The following is an 18,991-nucleotide window of genomic DNA, read 5'->3' as shown; positions in this document are numbered from 1 at the left end:
TACTCCCGGGTACGTAAGCGCCCTCACATACCTGCATACGCCCTGCGTCCTAGCGTCGGCATCGTGAGCGGAACATCAGCATCGGGAGGACGATCACCATGGCCACCACCGTGCAGATATCCCCGAAGACCGCCACGATTCCGGTCCATGCGGTGTGGGGTGCCGCGGCCGGGCTGGTCGGCGGTGTCGGGATGGGCATCTGGATGTCGGTGTCCCGGCCGATGATGGACACGGCGATGATCACCATGGTCGCCGGGCTGCTCGGATCCACCAACGCCTTCGTGGGCTGGCTGATCCATCTGTCCATCGCGCTCTTCGCCGGGACCGGCTTCGGCGCGCTGCTCGGACAGTACGCCCGGCATGTTGCCCCCGCCGCTGTTCTCGGCCTCGTCTACGGCGCTGTCTGGTGGGCCCTCGGGGCCCTGTGGATCATGCCCGCGAACATGGGCATGCCCGTCTTCGAGTGGAACGACGTCACCTCCTCCAGCCTGGGCGCCCACCTCGTGTTCGGGCTGCTCGCCGGAGTGGCCTTCGCCTCCATCGCCCAGACGATGGGCAGGAGCAACGGTCCGGCCCGAGGATGAGCTCCCTACCGCCCACGTCAACCCCCGGCACCGGTGCAACACCACCGGGGGCGGGGCCGCGTCGGACAGGCTTCGGAGGTGTCGTGGTGCCGTACTGTCTGGCCCAGGGCGCCGAGGTGTTGGCCAGCCCGGCATGGGGCGCCGCGCCCCCGCCGTGGGCACCGGGACGACGCGAGGAGACGCACACCATGGCCGACGCCGCAGCAGATGACGACGCCGAGCGGACCTGGTGCCTGGCCGAGGTCGACATCTTCTGCGACCTGTCCGAGCGGGAGATGGCCGCCATCGCGGAGGCGGCGCCGATGAAGACGTACAACGCGGGCGAGATCCTCTACTCGCCGGCCCAGCCGTCCGAGGTGCTGTTCATCCTCAAACGCGGCCGGGTGCGCGTCTTCCGGGTCTCCGCGGACGGCCGGGCGCTGACCACCGCCATCATCACGCCGGGCACCATCTTCGGGGAGATGGTCCTGCTCGGGCAGCACATGTACGACAACTTCGCCGAGGCCCTCGACGACACCGTCGTGTGCGTGATGAGCCGCGCGGACGTGCACAAGTACTTGCTGTCTGACGCCCGGATCGCCGCCCGGATCACGGCGATCCTCGGCCGCCGCCTGTCCGACCTCGAACAACGCCTGTCCGACAGCGTGTTCAAGACCGTCGCCCAGCGCATCGCCACGACCCTCACCACTCTGACCACCGCCCAGCCCTCGGCAAGTCCGCTGCGGCCGGTCGGACGCCACCCGCAGATCGCCCTCACCCACGAGCAGCTCGCCGCCCTGGCCGGCACGTCTCGCGAAACGTGCACCAAGGTGTTGCACGACTACGCCGACCACGGCCTGCTGCGCCTCGCCCGCGGCCGCATCACCGTCCTCGACACCGAGCGCCTCAAGGAGGCCGCGGGCTGACGTCACCGAACCGTAAGGCCACCACAGCCCGCCCGCGGGGCCCGGCGGCTCTACGCTCACACCCGGTCCCCGCACACAGGAGTCACTCGGAGTCGTCCATGCGCGTTCGCACCCTGCTTCCTGCCGCTCTGGCCGCCACGTTGCTCACCGTCGCCGGGTGCGGAACCGAAGGCGGCTCCGACACCGATGGCGACGCGGGCGCCTCGCCGTCGAAAACGTCCTCGCCCGCCCAGTCGCCCACCACCTCGGACGCCGGTGACGCCGGGGCCGCTGTGCCCGAGGCGCTGCAGTTCACCGGCACCACCGTGGACGGCAAGCCGTTCGACGCGAAGACCCTCGCGGGCAAGCCGACCGTGCTCTGGTTCTGGGCGCCCTGGTGCCCCAAGTGCCGCGCCCAGGCCACAGAGACCGCGAAGGTCGCCGCCGACTACCAGGGCAAGGCCAACGTCCTGGGCGTTGCCGGGCTCGACACCAGCGCCGCCATGAAGGACTTCGTCGCCGAGACCGAAACCGACAGCTTCCCCCACCTGTCCGACGAGGCGGGCGACGTGTGGAAGCGGTTCGAGATCACCGAGCAGAGCCACTACGTCATCCTCGACAAGAACGGCACGACCGTCTACGAGGGCGTCCTGCCCGGTGGGCAGGGACTGGCTGAGAAGGTCGCCGGGCTCACCGGCTGAGCACCATGGCCGACCTGCCCCTCGCCCTCGCGCTCACCGCGGGGATGCTTGCTGCCGTCAACCCGTGCGGCTTCGCCCTGCTCCCGGCCTACCTGTCGCTGCTGGTCCTCGGCGACGACTCGCCCAGCCGGACGGTCGCGGTCGGCCGGGCCCTGGCCGCCACTGCCGCGATGACCGTCGGATTCGCCGCGCTCTTCGGCGTCTTCGGCCTGGCCGTCCAGCCCGTCGCCGGGCAGGTGCAGCGGCATCTGCCCTGGTTCACCATCGCGTTCGGGCTGCTCATGGCCGTGGCCGGCGCCTGGCTGCTGGCCGGCCGCCAACTCCCCGCCCTGGCCCCGAAAGTGCGCCGCGCCCCCACGGTCACCCGCTCCATCCCTTCTATGGCGCTGTTCGGCGTGGCATACGCCACCGCCTCCCTCGGCTGCACCATCGCCCCGTTCCTGGCCATCGTCGTCTCCGCCTTCCGCAGCGGATCCACCGGCGAGGGCATCGCCCTGTTCGCCGCCTACGCCGCCGGAATGGGCCTGATCGTCGGCGCCGCCTCCCTGACTATCGCCCTGACCCGCATCACCGCGGTGACCCGGCTGCGCCGCTTTGGCGCCCTCGCACCCCGTCTCGGCGGCGGCCTGCTGCTCCTCGTCGGGGCGTACGTGGCGTACTACGGCTGGTACGAGATCCGCGTCCAGCACGACCCAGCCACCACCGACCCGGTCATCAATGGGGCGGGCGCGGCCCAGCGGGCCATCGCCGACACGCTGGACGGTGCCGGCCCGGCTGGGATCGCCGCCCTCTGCGCGGCACTGCTCGTCGTTGCCATGCTGATCAGTAAGCGGCGACGAACCCACCAGTCTGCGCGTACAGAACTCGGAGCACCACCAGCTGATCGCAGGTGACCAGTCCGGTCTTCTCTAGAACGCGATGTGGTCAAAGGATTTGGGTGCGGCTCTTCTTGAGTGAGATCGCCGGTCAGGCCGAGAGCTGGTATTTGTGCCAGTCGTTCACGATCCTCCGATGAGTCGTTCCATCAGGCGGGCGGCCGTGATGGCCCCTGCCAGGCGGACCTGGTCGCCGTCGCGTTCGACGACGGCGACCAGTGGCGTGTGGGTGCGGGCCATCAAGGCCGCGATGTGCATGACGTTAGCGTCCGGGCCGACCGTCGGTGGCTGGAACCTGCGGCGCGGCAGCCATTCGGCCACGCTGAGCCCGGCGAGCTTGTCGGGCACCTCGTCGAGGTCCCGGTCGTCGATGACGGCCGGGAGCAGCGGATCCTCCAGGGCGTACTCGGGGACGAGCTGTCCGATGAGCTGGGAGCCGGGCACGATGGCGTACGGCTGTCCGTCGCGGTCGACGACCAGGAGTGCGGGCAGCTTGTGTTCGGCCAGCAGCCGGGCGGCTGCGGTGGCGTCGTCGTCGGTGGACACCTGCGGGTAGGGCTCGGCGAGTTCACGTGCCGACATGGTCGGACTCCTTGGCGGTACGGGGAGCAGGGGTGCCTCCGGTGACACCGGCGATGTCCTCGACGTGGAAGAGGCGGGCTATCGGCACGTCGGTGGAGCTGTGCGCGATGATCGAGAAGGCGATGCACACGGCGATGAGGGTGAACGCCTCCTCGCCCTGCGGGATCCCGGCCTGAAGTACAAGCAGCCCGTACACCACCGAGGCGAAGCCCTTCGGCCCGAACCAGGCAGCCACCACCTTCTCCTTGCGGGACAGACTCGTGCCGATCAGCGAGATCAGCAGCGAGGCCGGACGGATCAGGACGATCGCCAGGACGACCGCCACATAACCGCCGAACGACAAGTCACCGAACAGCTGCGGTGTCAGCAGGGCGCCGAAGAGCAGCAGGGCCGCGAACTTCGCGAGCTCCGCCAGCGCCTCGCCGAGCGGCTCGAAGGACTCCTTCGCCTCCGGCGACACGTGTGCGATGACCGCGCCGGCCGAGAAGGCGGCGAGGTACGGGTTGGCGTGGGTGAGGTGGCAGGCTGCGTACAGGATGATCCCGGTCGCCAGCGGCAGCAGGGGCTGCAGCTTCGGCTCCGCGCCCAGCAGCCGGAAACGTACGAGCCAGTTCACCAGCAGCGGCAGCGCGAAACCGAAGACGAGGCCGAGCACCAGCTCCAGGGCGATCTTGGAGCCGGAGGCTTCCGCGCTGTCGGCGGTCGGGCCCGCGGCGGCGATCAGGATGAGGACGATCGGTAGCGCGAGCCCGTCGTTGATACCGCTCTCCACATTCAGCAACTGCCGCAGCTTCGCCGGGACTTCCCTCCGGCCCACGATCGCCGAGGCGAACACCGGGTCGGTCGGCGCGAGGACGGCCCCGACGAGGAACGACGTCGTCCAGTCCAGGCCCACCAGGAAGTGCGTGACCAGTGCCATGAACACGAACGCGAGGGGCATGCCCAGGCCCAGGGCACGCGCCGGGTTCCTCCAGTTGGCGCGCAGCTTGGGCAGGGAGACGTGCATGCCGTCGGTGAACAGCACCGCGAACAGTGCCAGATCGGCCGTCACGGACACCATCTCGCTGTCCGGCGTGATGTGGATCAGACCGAGGAAGCCATCGCTGACGAGCGCTCCGCCCACCAGGAAGAGAAAGGACGTGGAGAGCACCGTCCGCGCCGCCAGGCCCGACAACAAAACCGCCACCAGCAGCGCGGTACCGAACACCGCCACGAGCACCATGACGGGCCACCCCCGATCGGAAGAGAGATTCGTCCTCTGCTCGCCGACCAGGCTTCCCGGCACACCGCTGGGAACCTTACCCGTTCTTGATGCGTCTTTGACAGATCACTAACGCGCACTTCGAAGGGCATGACGTTGCCGGAATCCGGCAATACTCAGGGCGGGCACGCCCTGCTGCCCCCGCCATCCGATCAGCCGAGTCGCAGAACGGCACAAGCGGCACACGGATCGCGCGGCGATTAGGCTCAGCGGCAGGCGCGCCGGGAAGTCTGGTCGGCAGTCGGTCCATCCTGTCCTGGAGCCGCGGATGCCAGACGCTTCCCCCACCGAGGAGTTCCACCGGGACCACGGACTACGCAGGGTCGGAAACCGCCTGCTCCATCCGTTCCGCCGTCAGGAGCACCAGGTCGGCGAGTCCGCTCCCGGTCACATCGTGGTCCGGCTCTCCGGAGAGATCACTTCTGAGAACGCCGCGCGCATCGGTGTGCAGCTGCAGGACGTTCTGCGCTCGCATCCCGACGTCCTCGAGCTCGACCTTCGCCGGCTGAGCCACCTCAGCAGTGATGGAGGAACGGCGTTCTTCATGACAGTGCGGGCAGCGAGCGCGCACAGTACGCGTGTGATCGTCACCCACACGGGGCACCAGTCGCGCGGCGTGCTGCATCAGCTGAGCCTGGGCCGGGTGCTCGAGGTGTATGGCGAGGACGGCTCGGAAGCTCCGTGATTCCCCTTCTCAGACCGCGGCGAGGAGTCGATCCAGCAGATGGGCGGCGGTGATGACGCCCAGGAGCCGTATGCCGGCCTTGTCCTTCTCGACGACCGCCACCAGCGGGCTACGTACCCGCGCCCTCTGCGCGGCGTCAAGGGCAGTGTCGTCCGGCGCGGCGACCGGCAGCTCAGTCACCCTCTTGGACAGGCAGTCGCGAACGGTGCGGCCCTCCATCGCCCGGCACAACCGGTTGGCGTGCCGCTCGTCGACCACGGCGGCCAGTGTCGGGTCTTCGATGACGTACTCCGGCACGAGAATCTTGATCGTCTGGGACGCGGGCAGGATGGCCTTGGGCGCACCGTTCTCGTCGATCACCAGCAGGGCGGGAAGCTTGTCCCGGCCATCAGGCGTGCTGCCTTCATGGCGTCGGTGTCGACGCCGACCGTCTCGTACTCCACTGCCAGGTCACGTGCCCGCACGGTCGGCTTCCGTTCCGTTCTTTGTCGTCCTACAAGGCAGCATCACGCGGATGTGGTCCCCTACCAGCCACGGCGAGGTGGTCCTTGTGGCATTCCGGTGCAACTGACCGTGCGCGCTCTCAGGGTGGGCCGTCACCGGGTGTGGTGCGGTGATGTGCGCCAACCGCATTGATGATCCGCGCGACAAGCGTGCCGAGGACTGCGGCGGCGAGGAGGAGGCCCATCCGGGCTGCGTCCGGATGCCCCTGCCAGGTGAGTTCACCGCGTGGCGTGATCAGGAAGCCGTTGAGGAACAGCCAGCACACGAGGGCGGTTCCGGGTGCCGCGGTGAAGCGGGCAGGCAGGCCCAGCAGCGCCGCGAACCCGCAGAGAACCGCAAGGGCGACGGATGGAGCAGACGGGCCGCTGAGCGTACTGAGTACGACCGCAAGGACGAACGCTCCCGCGCAAGCCGCCGCCCAGACGAACGGCGTGGCCGTAGGCTCGGGCACGGGCCGGAGGGCGGCGGTACGCAAAGGGCGCCACTCCACCATGGGCCGATCCCTCCTTCAACAGCGCGTACCCGCGAGTGCGGCTTCTTCCATGCAACGCGGATGAGACCGCACGTCGAGACGCGCGCCGACGTTCTTGACGAACCATGTACGACACATTGACGCATCCCGTATGCCGGCTGATCTGCGCGGCTCAGAGTCGCCGGGCGCGAGAGGACGGCGTCGAGCCGGCACGGGACGCCGCCGGCATCGGAATCCTCACCTATGCCGCCCACACCTTCGCCGGGCAACTCGGCGCGGACTGGGCCGGGTACCTCTCGCCCTTCCACTACTACACCGGCGGCGAGCCGCTGAAGCACGGCATGCAGTGGGCCGACGCGGGCATCCTTGCCGGGGCCTCCGCGGTGCTGGTGGCAGCGGGGACGTACCGCTTCAACCACCGCGACCTCAACGGCTGACCGGCGGGTCTGCCGAAGCCAAGCGCCCGATAACCTCTGTGATCACCGGCCCTGACCAGGCCGGTGATCAGCTGAGCTCGGCGAACGCCTCCACCGCGTGCGTTTTGCCGGTGACGACGATGACATCGCCCTTCTGGATGACGGTCTCGGCGGTGGCGTACGTAAAGTCCTCGCCATGGCGTTTGATGCCGACGACCGTGACGCCGTACCGGCTGCGGACCTGGCTCTGACCGAGCGGGACGCCGGTGGCGATGTCCGGGGCGACGGTCTTCACGAGGGCGTAGTCGTCGTCGAACTCGATGAAGTCCAGCATCCGGCCGGTGACGAGGTGGGCGACGCGTTCGCCCATTTCGTGCTCGGGAAGGACGACGTGGTGGACGCCGAGGCGTTCGAGGATCTGGCCGTGCTGGCGGCTGATGGCCTTGGCCCAGACGTTGGGCACTTCGGCTTCCAGCAGGTTGGCGCTGACCAGGATGCTCGCCTCGATGTCGGTCCCGATGCCGACCACGGCGCTGGTGAACTCGTGGACGCCGAGCTGGCGCAGCACCTCCGGGTCGGTGCAGTCGGCGACCGCCGAATGTGTCAGCCCGTCGCTGTACTTCTGGACCAGGCGGGCGTCCGTGTCGATGCCGAGGACGTCCCAGCCGCGGCGCATCAGCTCGCTGGCGAGGGACGAGCCGAAGCGGCCCAGGCCGATCACGGCCACGCGCTGGTCCGTCGCCCCATGGGCGCGAGTCTCGGCGAGGCGCTTGCGGCGGCGCATGCGCAGCTTGTGCAGGTAGTCAGCCAATGACGGGTCGCTCCTCGGGCAGTTCGTAGCGGCGCCTGCGCTCCCGCAGGGCGAGCGCAGAGACAAGGGTGATGGGGCCGATACGGCCGACGAACATCAGGCCGATCAGCAGAAGCTGGCCGGCCCCCGGCATGTCCGCGGTGATGCCGGTGGACAGTCCCACCGTCGCGAAGGCGGAGACGACCTCGAACAGCACAGCCTCCAGCCGCTCCTCGACCAGCGTAAGCAGAAGCAGAGTGGAGGCGATGACCAGGCCGACGCCCAGCAGCGCCACGGTCAGGGCCTGGCGCAGTACGTGCGGGGCGAGACGGCGTCCCAGTACCCCCGAGGTGGGCTCGCCGCGCACCTCCGCGATGATCGCGACGAGCAGGACCGCGAACGTGGTCACCTTGATGCCGCCCGCGGTCCCGGCGCTGCCACCGCCGATGAACATCAGCACGCACGTCATCAGCAGCGTGGAGGACTCCATCGCCCCGATGTCGACCGCGTTGAAGCCGGCGGTGCGCGCCATGGCGGAGTGGAAGAAGCTGTTGAGGATCTTGTCCGCCGTCGAGTGCGGGCCCAGGGTGCCGGCGTTGGTCCACTCCAGCAGGCCGGTCAGCACGGTGCCGGCGATCAGGAGGACGGCTGTGGTGATCAGCGTCAGCTTGGTGTGCAGGGTCCAGTTGCGGCGCCCGGTCGTACGCCGCCGGTTGCGGTGGCGCAGCAGCTCCAGCAGGACGGGGAAGCCGAGGCCGCCCAGGATCACGGCGACGGCGACCGGCAGCATCACCCACGTGTCTCCGGCGTAGCGGGTGATGCTGTCGGCGTGCAGCCCGAACCCGGCGTTGTTGAACGCCGACACCGCGTGGAAGAAACCGAGGTACACGGCGCTGCCGATGCTCTCGCCGTACCCGTACCGGAACCGCAGCGCCAGTACGGCCCCCACCGCGAGCTCCACGAGCAGCGTGGTCCCGGCGACCCCGAGCAGCACGCGGCGGACATCCCCGATGCCCAGGCTCTTGGTCTCCGCCTGCGCGGTCAGCTGCATGCGCAGCCGAAGCCGACCCGAGACCAGCAGCGCCAACAGCGATGCCATCGTCATGATCCCGAAGCCGCCGACCTGGATCAGCACGAGGATGACACCCTCGCCGAAGCCGCTCCAGTACGTGCCCGTGTCGACGACGGCGAGTCCGGTGACGCACACGGCGGATGTAGAAGTGAACAGCGCCGTCAGGAAACTGGCCCCCGCCCGTTCCTCGGTGGCGATCGGCAGCACAAGCAGCACCGCACCGGCGAGGACCACGGCGGCGAAGGCCAGGACGACCGCGCGAGCGGGGTGTGCGGCCAGCACCAATGACAGCGACCGCAACCGTGTCACCAATCCTGCCACCCGTTGCCTCTTTCCCCCGGTCTGCCTCGACAGTCGTAGCCCTCATTGGCCTACGTCAAGGCCTCGTCAAGATCCCGGCCGCACACCCTACCCGCGGGGTCGGCCGGGTGAGCGGACCATCGCGGAGTCGGAGTCAATGATGCGGTTCGGCGAGGAAATGACTGCCGGGTTCCGGCATCGACCGCGGTGCATTGCGCGCGTACTCTCGCGCCAACGAAAGGTGAGCGACGTGAGGGTCTTCTTCTGGTGCTGGATCGGCGTGTCCACGGCGCTGCTGCTGCCGTTCGGCGTCGCCTTGCTGCGCGGCTGGGCTCCCCGCAGGGCGCGCTGGCACTGGTCCTCGGCACGGACCAGGGTTCAGGGCGTCGCTGCGCTGGTGCTGTACGTCGGGTCGCTGGTGCCGGCGGTGCTACGGCTGTCGGACATGCCCCGAGAAGACGCCGACCTCCTGCTGTCCTCCTTCACACCGGCCCTGTTGTTTCTGGCCTTGGGACTGCAGGGCGGCGCCGCTCTGAGCGACTGGTTCGACCGGCGTGATGCCTCTGTGGATACCCGTGCACCCTCGTGGCACGGCGACGTGCCGTGAGGCGTTTCCCATCGCGCCGACGTGACCCTGGGGACGGAGACAAGCCGGCGGAGCTCTTCCGCCCCGGGCTTACGGCTGCTCGCCCTCCTGAAGGCCTGAGACCTTGAAGATGGCCAGCGCCATGTCCTTCTCGACCTGTAGGGAGAGCTGCCGCAACACCGACTCCCCACGCCGCAGTCTTCCTTGCTTCAGCGACGCACGGATTCCGGCGTCCACCAGACGCCAGAGCGGGGGATTGGCTGCGAGCACGTCAGGATTCACCTCGACTCGGCCTCCGTCCGCATCACGCAGGATCAGCCGCGGCGCGCCCTCCGGCGACCAGCGTGCCGAAACCAATCGATCAGTGTGTACGAGGCGCTCACGCCACAGCCAGCGAGACTCCAGCCACCCACGGCCGGCCACTACCCGGGCCGGGGTCAGGAGCAGGAACATCAGAACAGCCAGCCCGATCCACAGCACGCTTCGCGCCGCGTTCAGCGTCCCGGCGAACGTGTCGAGGGCGATCAGCATCCCGAGGAAGGCCACCGTGGCAAGAGACGTGGTCCACATGTCGGCGCACCATCGCTTGTCGAGTGCCGTCTCCTCCGCTGTTCCCATGTCGCCCGGAGCGCGCGCGGACACCGACGTCGTACGTTCTCGCCGGATGCGCCATTGCATGACATGAGCTTAAGGAAGCGACCCGCGGTGTGACGCACGCGGTGATGCCTTTCCAATGCCGTGCCCGTCGCTGGAGGGTTGCGTCCATGGAGATGGTGTACGGGTTCGACCTGATCCGGGGGTTTGCTCCGGCATCGGGGTGAGGCCCGCATAGACGAACGGCCACCGGCTGATCTTCGAGGTGTCGAAGCCCGAAGGAGATCAGCACGATGACCGCACCCGACAGTCTGCCCCTGCACGCCCTCGCGGAAGACAACCTCACCGCGGCGAGTCCCGATCTGCTGCGCGCGATGGTCAAGACGTTCGCCGACGCGCTCATGTCCGCCGAGGCCGACGCCCTCTGCAACGCCGAATACGGCCAGGTCAGCGAGGAGAGAGTCAACCACCGCAACGGCTACCGCACGCGCGAGTGGGACACGAGGGCCGGCACCATCGAACTGGCCATCCCCAAGCTGCGCCAGGGCAGTTACTTCCCGCACTGGCTGCTGGAACGCCGCCGCCGGGCCGAGCAGGCCCTCATCAGCGTGGTCGCCACCGCCTACCTGCTCGGTGTCAGCACCCGCCGGGTCGAGAAACTCGCCGAGTCCCTCGGCGTCACCCAGCTGTCGAAGTCCCAGGTGTCCGCGATGGCCCGGCACCTGGACGAGCAGGTCACCGCGTTCCGCAACCGGCCCCTGGACGCCGGGCCTTACACGTTCGTCTGGGTCGACGCGCTGACCCAGAAGGTCCGCGAGGAGGGCCGGATCATCAACGTGCATGCCCTGATCGCGGTCGGCGTCAACGCCGACGGGCACCGCGAGATCCTCGGCCTCGACGTGGCCACCGCCGAGGACGGCGCCGGCTGGCTGGCCTTCCTGCGCTCGCTCATCGCCCGCGGCCAGGCCGGCGTCCAGCTCGTCGTCTCCGACGCCCACGCCGGCCTGGTCGACGCGATCGGCGCCGTCCTGCCCGGTGCCTCCTGGCAGCGCTGCCGCACCCACTGGAGCCGTCAAGATTCAACTTGTCGGTGTGTCGCGTCGTGTGTCTCGGCGGCCGCCAAGAGGTCGTCTGCGGTGCGATATCGGGTGGTTGCCTGGCCTGGAATCCAGCCGTCCTGTTCGAGCAGGGGACGGATCTCACGGACGACGTTTCCGATCAGGGAGCGGCTGACGTCGCCGAGCGCGTCCGCGAGGACGTCCAGGGTGCACAGCTTCCTGAGATAGAGGAGGGCGAGCAGGATACGTTCGCGGTTGCCGATCTTCTGTGGGAAGACGCCACCGCCGCACAGGCAGACCTGCTGGCCTTCACCGCCTTCCCGCGCGAGCTCTGGCGGCAGATCTGGTCCAACAACCCGCAGGAACGGCTGAACAAGGAGATCCGCCGCCGCACCGACGTGGTCGGCATCTTCCCCGACCGCACCGCCCTGATCCGCCTGGTCGGCGCGGTCCTGGCCGGACAGAACGACGAATGGACCGAAGCCCGCCGCTACATGGGGCTTGAACTACTGGCCAAGGCCAGGCTCCACCCGATCGAGTCAGAAACCGACGAGACCGTCCTGCCCACCGAACTCACCGCATAGCCTCAAAGAAGAGATCACCGAGTGGCCGTTGATACACCACTCCAGCGGACGTGACCCGGATCCTGGACGAGAGCACGCTAACGGAAGCCTGGGAACACCCCGTTGCAGCATGTCTCACTGTTCTCTGCCTCACCGCCGACGGCAGAGCAGCGGAAGGTGCGGCAGAGAAGATGGCAGTGGAGTACCTGAATCTCCAGGCTGGAACAGAACTGGCCGTCTTCCGTACCCGTGTTGGGCTGACTGTCCTCGATCTCTCCCCGCGTTCGAGTCAAGCCGAGGTCGCCCGTCGCCTCGTGAATGATGCGGTGCACCTCGCCGACGGATACGTTGCACGGGACATCATCGCGCATCGAGCGTGCTCAAGAGAGATGACCGCAGAAGAACACTCCAGACTGACCGAGGCGGTAGCCTCCGCTGGCCTGGGGCGCGGAGCCATACCGCACCAGCTGGAGTGTGACCTTCTGGACGCCGTGGAGCTGAGCGCGACAGCAGCTGAGCGGCATCTCGCTGTCCGACACTCGTCCTAGCGTCGGTTGGTCGCCCGGCTTGCCGTGGCGCTGGAACGCTCTCTTCCGTACAAAACGGAACTGCTGCCGAGTATCACTGAACGCCTCGTCCACCAGGTGGCCGCCCTGGTGGACAGCCTCGAAAAGGCCGCGGCCAACACCCTGTCCAACAAGGTACTCAGGGCGGTCGCCGCTGACTGGGGCATGGCCGCGCAGGCACGGCTCGTCAGTGCGTTGGAGGAGTGCTCGCAGACCGGCTGCGCACGGTACCTGGAGGAACAGGCCTCCCGTACCGGAGGCTCCCCTCGGCCCGGCATTCGCCCACGGCAGACGAGAAAGAGCCCCGAAGGACTGGAACCTGCTCCGAGACCATGTCAACGTACAACGTCCCGGGAAACACCAGGTCAGTGAGTGGATTCAGGCTTCATGGCCGACCTGCGGACAGGTCGGCCATGGCGGCGGCCGGTACCTCATGCTGCTCGGCCTCCTCGCAGAGGCTCCGACCCAAGGAGCACCACCTGTCGAATACGGCTCTCCGATCCACTCGCTTCACCGCCCCCATCCTCTCGGTACTTCGCGCCTGAACGCATGGACCGCACAGGGCCGAGAGGACTACGGCGCCCCTCCATGGTGCTGTGTCTCTGTGTCCGTGCGGCCGGGTTGTTCGGCGAGGACTTGCTGCACCGTAGCTACCGCCGGGACCAAGTGGTCCTCGCGCACATCGCGACACACCCTGGAGCCAAGAGAGGTCGCCCGAGCCGTCGGCGCTCACGAGCGCGTCGTTGCACGCAATCTCGACCGGCTCACCGACGACGGGCTCGTGGTGCTCGTGACGGACGGAGCGAGCCCCGGTTTCCGGTCGCGCCGACTGGCCCCATGAGCTTCGTCCGTTAGCCTGGGGCTTTCACGGTGCAGGGCGTCCTGGATGCTGATCAAATGAGTAGAGTGCTCCTGACCTGGGAAGCTGGACTTGCCGAAGGCCCTGTCCGCTGCGGGAGAGAAGTCGCTCACCAGGTGAAGCGTGCTGCTCTGTCTCCGCGTGATCGTGTCCAGGCCGAGGCGTCGGCGGTGGCCTCGCAGGCCGGCGGGGTGCTGCTGGTCGAGGCTGTCCGCAAGACAGGGCGCCCCGGCTGCTCAGGCGGGGGCGGGCGCCAGGCTGGCGTCGTCAAAGGGTGGGTAGCTCTCGTTGCCCATTCGCTCGGCCGCATCGATGTAGTCGGCAAGCGCGTCGCGGGATTGAGCCAGCCTGTCCATCTGATCGTCCAGTCGCTGCAGCCGTGACCGCATCGCGGCCAGCAACTCGGGACACCCGAGCAGCTCCGGGGCCTCTCCGACCGCACAGGGCAGCAGGTACGCGATGTCCTCGGAGGACAAACCGGCACCAAGCAGGTGCCGGATCTGCTTCACCCGCAGCACGGCGTTCTCGCCGTACTCGCGATAACCGTTCGCGCCGCGGTCTGCCTCCAGCAGGCCCTGGGCCTCGTAGTAGCGCAGCTGATGGGCGTTGACGCCCGTCCGACGGCTCAGTTCCCCGATCCGCATCGAACCCCCGCTTGACCTTCACACCGGTATCAACGTTGACGATGCTGCCATGAACAACAGCCCCGATACACCCGTGACAGTCATCGGACTCGGACTGATGGGCCAGGCACTCGCCGGCGCGTTCCTGAAGGCCGGGCATCCCACAATCGTGTGGAACCGTACGTCCTCCAAAGCCGACCAGCTGGTGGCCGAGGGGGCGCGGCTGGCGCCGACGGTTGACGACGCACTCAAGGCAGGTTCTCTGACGATCATCTGTGTCACGGACTACCCGGCCATGCGAGAGCTGCTCGGCGCGAGCGATATCGAGCTGGACGGCAGGACATTGATCAACCTGACCTCGGGCGACTCGGCCCAGGCCCGGGAAGCCGCCCGATGGGCCGAGCAGCGCGGCGCCCATTACCTGGACGGCGCCATCATGGCCATCCCGCCGGCGATCGGGACCGCCGAGGCGGTGATTCTGCACAGCGGGCCGCAGTCGGACTTCGAGGCACACAAGTCGACACTCGACGCGCTCGGCACCGTCACCTACCTCGGTGCGGACCATGGGCTGGCGTCCCTGTACGACGTGGCCGGACTGGCCATGATGTGGAGCGTCCTGAACGCCTGGCTCCAGGGCACCGCCCTGCTCAGGACGGCCGGTGTTGACGCCGCAACGTATGCGCCGTTCGCCCAGCAGATCGCTGCCGGGGTGGCCGAATGGCTGCCTGGGTATGCCGAGCAAGTCGACAATGGCTCCTTCCCGGCCGAGGTGTCGGCCCTGGAGACCGACGCGCGGGCGATGGCTCACTTGATCGAGGAGAGCGAGGCGGTGGGCGTCAACGCCGAACTGCCGAAGCTGATCAAGGCGATGGCCGACCGCTCGATCGCCGCCGGACACGGTGGAGAGCAGTATCCCGTGCTGATCGAAGAGTTCGGCAAACCCCGCGACGACTGACTAATCCCGACACCGGGCTCCACCATCGTACTTTCGCGTGGCGAGCTGTCCGGATCGTGATCGCAAACACGGAAAATGCCTCTGACTAGTGAGAATGAGGATTGTCGCGATCCTTGTTCGCGCGTGGTTCGGAGGCACTTTCCAGGTGAAGCAGCGTATCGGTTCCTACCCGCGTGTCCGTGTCGAGGGCAGCGGTCGTGGGGTGGTGACGCAGGCCGGGGCCGTGCTCTTGGTGGAGACGGTCCGCAAGACCGGCCTGGATGCCGTTATATCGGCGGCACTGGCGCCCTGGCGCAAGCCGCGGGCGGTGCACGATCCGGGCAAGATCCTGCTGGATGTGGTTCTGGCGGTGGCGTTGGGCGGGGACTGCTTGGCCGATGTGGGCATGCTGCGGGCCGAGCCGGCCGTGTTCGGGCCGGTGGCCTCCGACCCGACCGTCTCCCGGCTGATCGACACGCTCGCCGCGGGCGGGAAGCGGGCCCTGGCCGCGATCCGCACCGCCCGGGCCGAAGTACGCAAGCGCACCTGGCAGTTGGCCGACCATCGGGCGCCGAACGCCGACGGGCAGGTGACCGTGGACATCGACGGCATCCTAGTGATCGCACACTCCGAGAAACAGGACGCAGCCGCGACCTGGAAGAAGACCTTCGGCCACCACCCTTTGATGGGCTTCATCGACCACGGCAGGGGCGGAGCCGGGGAGCCGGTCGCGGGGCTGCTGCGGCCCGGCAACGCGGGCTCCAACACCGCCGCCGACCACATCACCGCTACCCGCCTGGCCCTCGCGCAGCTGCCGAAGAAGTACCGCCGTGGCAGTCGGACACTGATCCGGTGCGACTCCGGCGGCGGCACGCATGAGTTCGTCGACTGGCTATCCGCACGGGGCCGCTGGCTGTCGTACTCGGTCGGCATGACCATCACCAAAGCTATCCACGCTGCCGTCCTGAAGATGCCTGCCTCGGCCTGGACGGTGGCCGTCGAACCCGACGGCGAGATCCGTGACGGCGCCTGGGTGGCCGAATTGGACGGCGACGTGCTGGACGGCTGGCCAAAGGGGATGCGGCTGATCGTCCGTAAGGAACGGCCCCACCCCGGCGCCCAGTTGCGCTTCACCGACGCCGACGGGATGCGGCTCACGGCGTTCGCCACCAACACCAAGCACGCCTCGATCGCCGCGCTGGAGCTGCGTCACCGCCAGCGGGCCCGCGCCGAGGACCGCATCCGCGCCGCACGCTCGACCGGCCTGCGCAACCTGCCCTTGCACGACGCCGCGCAGAACCAGATCTGGCTGGAGATCGTCCAGATCGCCCTGGAACTGCTGGCCTGGATGCCGATGCTTGCCCTCACCGGCAAAGCCCGGCTCTGGGAGCCTCGCCGCCTGCGGCTGCGACTGTTCTCCGCTGCCGCCCAGCTCGTCACCACCGGACGACGCCAGATCCTCCGCCTTGCAAAGCACTGGCCCTGGACCGACGTAATCACAGACGCCCTCAACCGGCTGCAGGCACTGCCGAACCCCGGCTGACCAGCAACGCTCCCTGCCCCGACGACCCCGCACCATCCCCACCGGAGCCGTGGAACCCGGCGCCCACCCGGCGCGAAAGCCGGACCCCAGTCCTGCTCACAGTCAGCCCAAAGAGCCGAAACGACCCGCTGGAGGATCCGACGGACCGTCATGAAATGCCGAGGTTAGCAATGGTCCGTGAACTTCCCTGCGTTGGGCGCCCAACATAGATCACGATCGCCGGTTAGCCAAACCGGCGATCGTGACGACCATTGAGGGAGTTCGCGGCGGCTGTGCTTGGCGGTGGAGCCGTTCGGACACCACGGCCCTTCATGCCGACGCCCTGCTGAAGCCCTGCAATTGACAGCGCCTGTCCATCAGCCATGACGGAATGGGTGCAAGTTGCGCGCTGCCGTTTGGGCAGCCGACAAATCCAGAATCCCCGAGGAAACATCAATGGCTCGTCCACCTGCGCTCAAGCTCGCCGAGGTCCTAGCGGAGATCCGGATGAGCCCATCGGCCTTCTACCGTCTACGCGCTCGCGGTCTGGCACCCCGAATGATCAAGCTGCCCAATGGTGAATTGCGCTGCCGCCGTGCCGATCTGGATGCGTGGTGGGAAGCGTGTGAAAGGGATACGCCTGGATGGCGATGAGTTATAACGTCCGCTTCTGAGACATACGCGAGCGCCCCGACCGGCGCAAGCCTTTCCAGGTCCGGTGGACGGTCAGCGGGCGCGAGAAGTCCGAGTCCTTCATGACAGGCGCGCTTGCTGAAAGCAGGCGCGCGAAGCTGATGACAGCTGCGCGTGAAGGGGAGCCGTTTGATGAGCAGACTGGTCTGCCGGCATCCGAGTTGCGGGCCATCAAGCAGCGGACCACATGGTATGACCTGGCACACGACTACATCGAGCAAAGGTGGGAGCGCACGCCTGGGAATACCCGCCGTACCCTGGCTGATGCCTTCGCCACCATCACGCCCGCCCTGGTGCACCCTGGCGCAACGTATTCCGAACCGCGGGTACTGAGGCGTGTCCTGTACTCGTGGGCGTTCAACAAGAACGCTTGGCAGCGTGAGCCCGTCGAGGAGTGGCGCCAAGCCTTGGACTGGATGAAGCGGAATTCTCTGCCGGTCAGCACTCTCGCGGAAGCCGACGTTCTCCGGCGAGCTCTCGATGCCATGTGCCGTAAACTGGACGGCAAGGCGGCTGCGGCCAAGACAGCACGTCGCAAAAGAGCTGCGTTCAACGAAGCTCTCAACACCGCCGTTGAGAAGGGATACTTCACGGAGAATCCCCTCAACGGGCTCCGGTGGAATGCGCCAGCCGTCAATGAGGAGGTGGATCCAGCCGCTGTTCCCAATCCGGACCAGGTGCTTCGGCCACTCGCAGCTGTTGCCGGCCAGCGGGGGAGGGGTCCTCATCTCGGGGCTTTCTTCGGCTGCATTTATTACGCGGCTATGCGGCCTGCAGAAGTTATCCACCTCCGTATCGAGCAATGCCACTTGCCGAGGACCGGGTGGGGGATGCTCAACCTCTCGGGCGGGGTCGTCACGTCTGGCAAGGAGTGGACTGACGACGGGAAGGTGCACGAGGTGCATTCGCTCAAGCGCCGTGCGGCAACCGCGACGCGTCCTGTCCCGATCCCGCCGCAGTTCGTACGCATGTTGCGGGCTCATCTTGACCGCTTCGGCGTGGCACCTGACGGCCGAGTGTTCCGTAACGAAGCTGGCAACTACGTGGACGCTGCGGCGTACGGTACGACGTGGGCGCGGGCGCGGGCGCGGGAACACGCTCTGACTCGGACGGAGCGCACATCGGGCCTGGCCAAACGGCCGTACGACCTCCGGCATGCCGGGATCTCGTTCTGGCTCTACTCCGGTGTGGATCCAGCCGAATGCGCTCGCCGCGCCGGCCAGAGCATCGAGGTTCTCTTCCGTCACTACGCCAAGTTCCTCGGCGGGGTGCGAGAACAGGCGAACCGCCTCATCGAGCAGTCCATGCAGGAGTGGGGGCGCGTCAGCCAGGGCGCGGCATCTGAGGGCTGATTCAAGGATTCTGGTCCGTGACTGGTCCGGAAGTACTGGTCAGGGACGGTACAGCCGTGGGAGGAATTGGGAGTTAGTATGCAAACCGAGCCCAGCCGTGAATCGGCGGGGCGACAGGCGCCTGACGGGTAAAAGGCCAGGTCAGGCGCCCTTTTTCGTGCGTCTAGAAGAAGCCCAGCTTCTTCGGCGAGTAGCTCACCAGCAGATTCTTCGTCTGCCGGTGGTACACGGCTAGCAGGTTGCTGACCAGCACAAATAGTCCCCGTCCAGACGGTGACCGGGCCGCTGGTCCGGATATGGTCCAGATCTTGGAGTTGCCTTCCTTCGTGGGTCGCGAAGCCCTGATGCAGTGCTCAGGGCGGGGCGGACGTCGAGACCGGGCAGGTGTTCCAGGCGCCAGGGGGCGGTGATGGCCGCCGGGGCGAATATCTTGACGCTAAAGTGATGCTCCTCACGCCCACTTGACGCAGCTTCTGATGGTGCGTCGGGTTGCTTGATTGCTCTCATCTCTGTGA

General features: G+C 67.7%; 19 protein-coding genes and 2 pseudogenes. 13 read left to right on the top strand and 8 right to left on the bottom strand.

Annotated elements, in window-relative coordinates; genetic code table 11:
- The first annotated feature begins 98 nt into the window (after positions 1–98).
- The 4 genes from ACFVJQ_RS36160 to ACFVJQ_RS36145 all read left to right on the top strand — a co-directional run bounded on the left by ACFVJQ_RS36160 (position 99) and on the right by ACFVJQ_RS36145 (position 3,062).
- On the top strand, positions 99–584 hold the full coding sequence (locus ACFVJQ_RS36160; protein WP_385789905.1) for a hypothetical protein: 486 nt from the start codon (positions 99–101) through the stop codon (positions 582–584).
- A gap of 86 nt (positions 585–670) precedes the next feature.
- On the top strand, positions 671–1,489 hold the full coding sequence (locus ACFVJQ_RS36155) for a Crp/Fnr family transcriptional regulator (protein WP_385515919.1): 819 nt from the start codon (positions 671–673) through the stop codon (positions 1,487–1,489).
- 98 nt (positions 1,490–1,587) lie between these two features.
- Complete coding sequence (locus tag ACFVJQ_RS36150; protein ID WP_385789903.1) at positions 1,588–2,169, top strand: redoxin domain-containing protein; 582 nt, start codon at positions 1,588–1,590, stop codon at positions 2,167–2,169.
- A 5-nt stretch (positions 2,170–2,174) separates the two neighbouring features.
- Entirely contained in the window at positions 2,175–3,062 is an 888-nt protein-coding gene (locus tag ACFVJQ_RS36145) for a cytochrome c biogenesis CcdA family protein (RefSeq protein WP_385789901.1), read from the top strand.
- Positions 3,063–3,167: 105 nt separating this feature from the next.
- Here the strand turns inward: ACFVJQ_RS36145 and ACFVJQ_RS36140 are convergent, their stop codons facing one another.
- Positions 3,168–3,626 carry a CBS domain-containing protein gene (locus ACFVJQ_RS36140; protein ID WP_385515922.1) on the bottom strand — a complete coding sequence of 153 codons (459 nt, stop codon included), beginning with the start codon at positions 3,624–3,626 and terminating at the stop codon, positions 3,168–3,170.
- Positions 3,613–4,848 carry a cation:proton antiporter gene (locus ACFVJQ_RS36135; protein ID WP_385789899.1) on the bottom strand — a complete coding sequence of 412 codons (1,236 nt, stop codon included), beginning with the start codon at positions 4,846–4,848 and terminating at the stop codon, positions 3,613–3,615. Before ACFVJQ_RS36135 ends, ACFVJQ_RS36140 begins: the two co-directional genes overlap by 14 nt.
- Positions 4,849–5,155: 307 nt before the next feature.
- Between ACFVJQ_RS36135 and ACFVJQ_RS36130 the strand changes: the two genes are divergently transcribed.
- A complete protein-coding gene (locus ACFVJQ_RS36130; protein ID WP_385789897.1) occupies positions 5,156–5,572 on the top strand; it encodes an STAS domain-containing protein in 417 nt (138 codons plus the stop codon).
- A gap of 9 nt (positions 5,573–5,581) precedes the next feature.
- Here ACFVJQ_RS36130 and ACFVJQ_RS36125 read toward each other — a convergent pair.
- A pseudogene (locus ACFVJQ_RS36125) lies at positions 5,582–6,036 on the bottom strand (CBS domain-containing protein).
- 119 nt (positions 6,037–6,155) lie between these two features.
- On the bottom strand, positions 6,156–6,569 hold the full coding sequence (locus ACFVJQ_RS36120; protein WP_385789895.1) for a hypothetical protein: 414 nt from the start codon (positions 6,567–6,569) through the stop codon (positions 6,156–6,158).
- Between the two features lie 104 nt (positions 6,570–6,673).
- Between ACFVJQ_RS36120 and ACFVJQ_RS36115 the strand changes: the two genes are divergently transcribed.
- Positions 6,674–6,985, top strand: coding sequence for a hypothetical protein (locus ACFVJQ_RS36115; protein WP_385789893.1), 312 nt, complete (start codon positions 6,674–6,676; stop codon positions 6,983–6,985).
- Positions 6,986–7,052: 67 nt separating this feature from the next.
- Here the strand turns inward: ACFVJQ_RS36115 and ACFVJQ_RS36110 are convergent, their stop codons facing one another.
- Together ACFVJQ_RS36110 and ACFVJQ_RS36105 are read right to left on the bottom strand one after the other, a co-directional pair.
- Entirely contained in the window at positions 7,053–7,775 is a 723-nt protein-coding gene (locus tag ACFVJQ_RS36110) for a potassium channel family protein (protein ID WP_385274251.1), read from the bottom strand.
- Positions 7,768–9,147: a TrkH family potassium uptake protein gene (locus tag ACFVJQ_RS36105; protein ID WP_385789891.1), complete on the bottom strand. Its 1,380-nt coding sequence runs from the start codon at positions 9,145–9,147 to the stop codon at positions 7,768–7,770. Before ACFVJQ_RS36105 ends, ACFVJQ_RS36110 begins: the two co-directional genes overlap by 8 nt.
- Before the next feature lie 229 nt (positions 9,148–9,376).
- Here ACFVJQ_RS36105 and ACFVJQ_RS36100 point away from each other — a divergent pair, with 229 nt between their 5' ends.
- Entirely contained in the window at positions 9,377–9,733 is a 357-nt protein-coding gene (locus ACFVJQ_RS36100) for a hypothetical protein (RefSeq protein WP_385789889.1), read from the top strand.
- Positions 9,734–9,802: 69 nt separating this feature from the next.
- Here the strand turns inward: ACFVJQ_RS36100 and ACFVJQ_RS36095 are convergent, their stop codons facing one another.
- Entirely contained in the window at positions 9,803–10,390 is a 588-nt protein-coding gene (locus ACFVJQ_RS36095) for a hypothetical protein (RefSeq protein WP_385789887.1), read from the bottom strand.
- Positions 10,391–10,599: 209 nt separating this feature from the next.
- Here ACFVJQ_RS36095 and ACFVJQ_RS36090 point away from each other — a divergent pair.
- A pseudogene (locus ACFVJQ_RS36090) lies at positions 10,600–11,948 on the top strand (IS256 family transposase).
- 50 nt (positions 11,949–11,998) lie between these two features.
- Complete coding sequence (locus ACFVJQ_RS36085; RefSeq protein WP_385789885.1) at positions 11,999–12,475, top strand: hypothetical protein; 477 nt, start codon at positions 11,999–12,001, stop codon at positions 12,473–12,475.
- A gap of 1,113 nt (positions 12,476–13,588) precedes the next feature.
- Here the strand turns inward: ACFVJQ_RS36085 and ACFVJQ_RS36080 are convergent.
- Entirely contained in the window at positions 13,589–13,996 is a 408-nt protein-coding gene (locus ACFVJQ_RS36080) for a MerR family transcriptional regulator (protein WP_385789883.1), read from the bottom strand.
- A gap of 49 nt (positions 13,997–14,045) precedes the next feature.
- On the opposite strand from ACFVJQ_RS36080, the gene ACFVJQ_RS36075 reads away from it, so the two are divergent.
- The 4 genes from ACFVJQ_RS36075 (at position 14,046) to ACFVJQ_RS36060 (ending at position 18,476) form a co-directional block, all read left to right on the top strand.
- Positions 14,046–14,930 (top strand): NAD(P)-dependent oxidoreductase, encoded by an 885-nt coding sequence (locus ACFVJQ_RS36075; protein WP_385789881.1) that lies wholly within the window; start codon positions 14,046–14,048, stop codon positions 14,928–14,930.
- Between the two features lie 145 nt (positions 14,931–15,075).
- Positions 15,076–16,452, top strand: a complete 1,377-nt coding sequence (locus ACFVJQ_RS36070) for an IS1380 family transposase (protein WP_385789879.1) — start codon at positions 15,076–15,078, stop codon at positions 16,450–16,452.
- Positions 16,453–16,887: 435 nt separating this feature from the next.
- Entirely contained in the window at positions 16,888–17,085 is a 198-nt protein-coding gene (locus ACFVJQ_RS36065; RefSeq protein ID WP_385271551.1) for a helix-turn-helix transcriptional regulator, read from the top strand.
- 101 nt (positions 17,086–17,186) lie between these two features.
- On the top strand, positions 17,187–18,476 hold the full coding sequence (locus tag ACFVJQ_RS36060) for an integrase (RefSeq protein WP_385789877.1): 1,290 nt from the start codon (positions 17,187–17,189) through the stop codon (positions 18,474–18,476).
- The last annotated feature ends 515 nt before the right edge of the window (positions 18,477–18,991 follow it).

Origin of the sequence: Streptomyces sp. NPDC127197, assembly GCF_042672405.1 — a bacterium.
GTDB classification, from domain to species: domain Bacteria; phylum Actinomycetota; class Actinomycetes; order Streptomycetales; family Streptomycetaceae; genus Streptomyces; species Streptomyces flavusporus.
This window is presented reverse-complemented; position numbering and strand designations above follow the sequence as displayed.

Bases quoted from the DNA above. Each gene is read 5' to 3' on its own strand.
- ACFVJQ_RS36095 (WP_385789887.1), bottom strand. From the start codon at position 10,390: ATGCAATGGCGCATCCGGCGAGAACGTACGACGTCGGTGTCCGCGCGC.
- ACFVJQ_RS36130 (WP_385789897.1), top strand. From the start codon at position 5,156: ATGCCAGACGCTTCCCCCACCGAGGAGTTCCACCGGGACCACGGACTA.
- ACFVJQ_RS36145 (WP_385789901.1), top strand. From the start codon at position 2,175: ATGGCCGACCTGCCCCTCGCCCTCGCGCTCACCGCGGGGATGCTTGCT.
- ACFVJQ_RS36080 (WP_385789883.1), bottom strand. From the start codon at position 13,996: ATGCGGATCGGGGAACTGAGCCGTCGGACGGGCGTCAACGCCCATCAG.
- ACFVJQ_RS36150 (WP_385789903.1), top strand. From the start codon at position 1,588: ATGCGCGTTCGCACCCTGCTTCCTGCCGCTCTGGCCGCCACGTTGCTC.
- ACFVJQ_RS36065 (WP_385271551.1), top strand. From the start codon at position 16,888: ATGGCTCGTCCACCTGCGCTCAAGCTCGCCGAGGTCCTAGCGGAGATC.
- ACFVJQ_RS36135 (WP_385789899.1), bottom strand. From the start codon at position 4,848: ATGGTGCTCGTGGCGGTGTTCGGTACCGCGCTGCTGGTGGCGGTTTTG.
- ACFVJQ_RS36160 (WP_385789905.1), top strand. From the start codon at position 99: ATGGCCACCACCGTGCAGATATCCCCGAAGACCGCCACGATTCCGGTC.
- ACFVJQ_RS36140 (WP_385515922.1), bottom strand. From the start codon at position 3,626: ATGTCGGCACGTGAACTCGCCGAGCCCTACCCGCAGGTGTCCACCGAC.
- ACFVJQ_RS36060 (WP_385789877.1), top strand. From the start codon at position 17,187: ATGACAGGCGCGCTTGCTGAAAGCAGGCGCGCGAAGCTGATGACAGCT.
- ACFVJQ_RS36120 (WP_385789895.1), bottom strand. From the start codon at position 6,569: ATGGTGGAGTGGCGCCCTTTGCGTACCGCCGCCCTCCGGCCCGTGCCC.
- ACFVJQ_RS36075 (WP_385789881.1), top strand. From the start codon at position 14,046: ATGAACAACAGCCCCGATACACCCGTGACAGTCATCGGACTCGGACTG.
- ACFVJQ_RS36115 (WP_385789893.1), top strand. From the start codon at position 6,674: ATGTACGACACATTGACGCATCCCGTATGCCGGCTGATCTGCGCGGCT.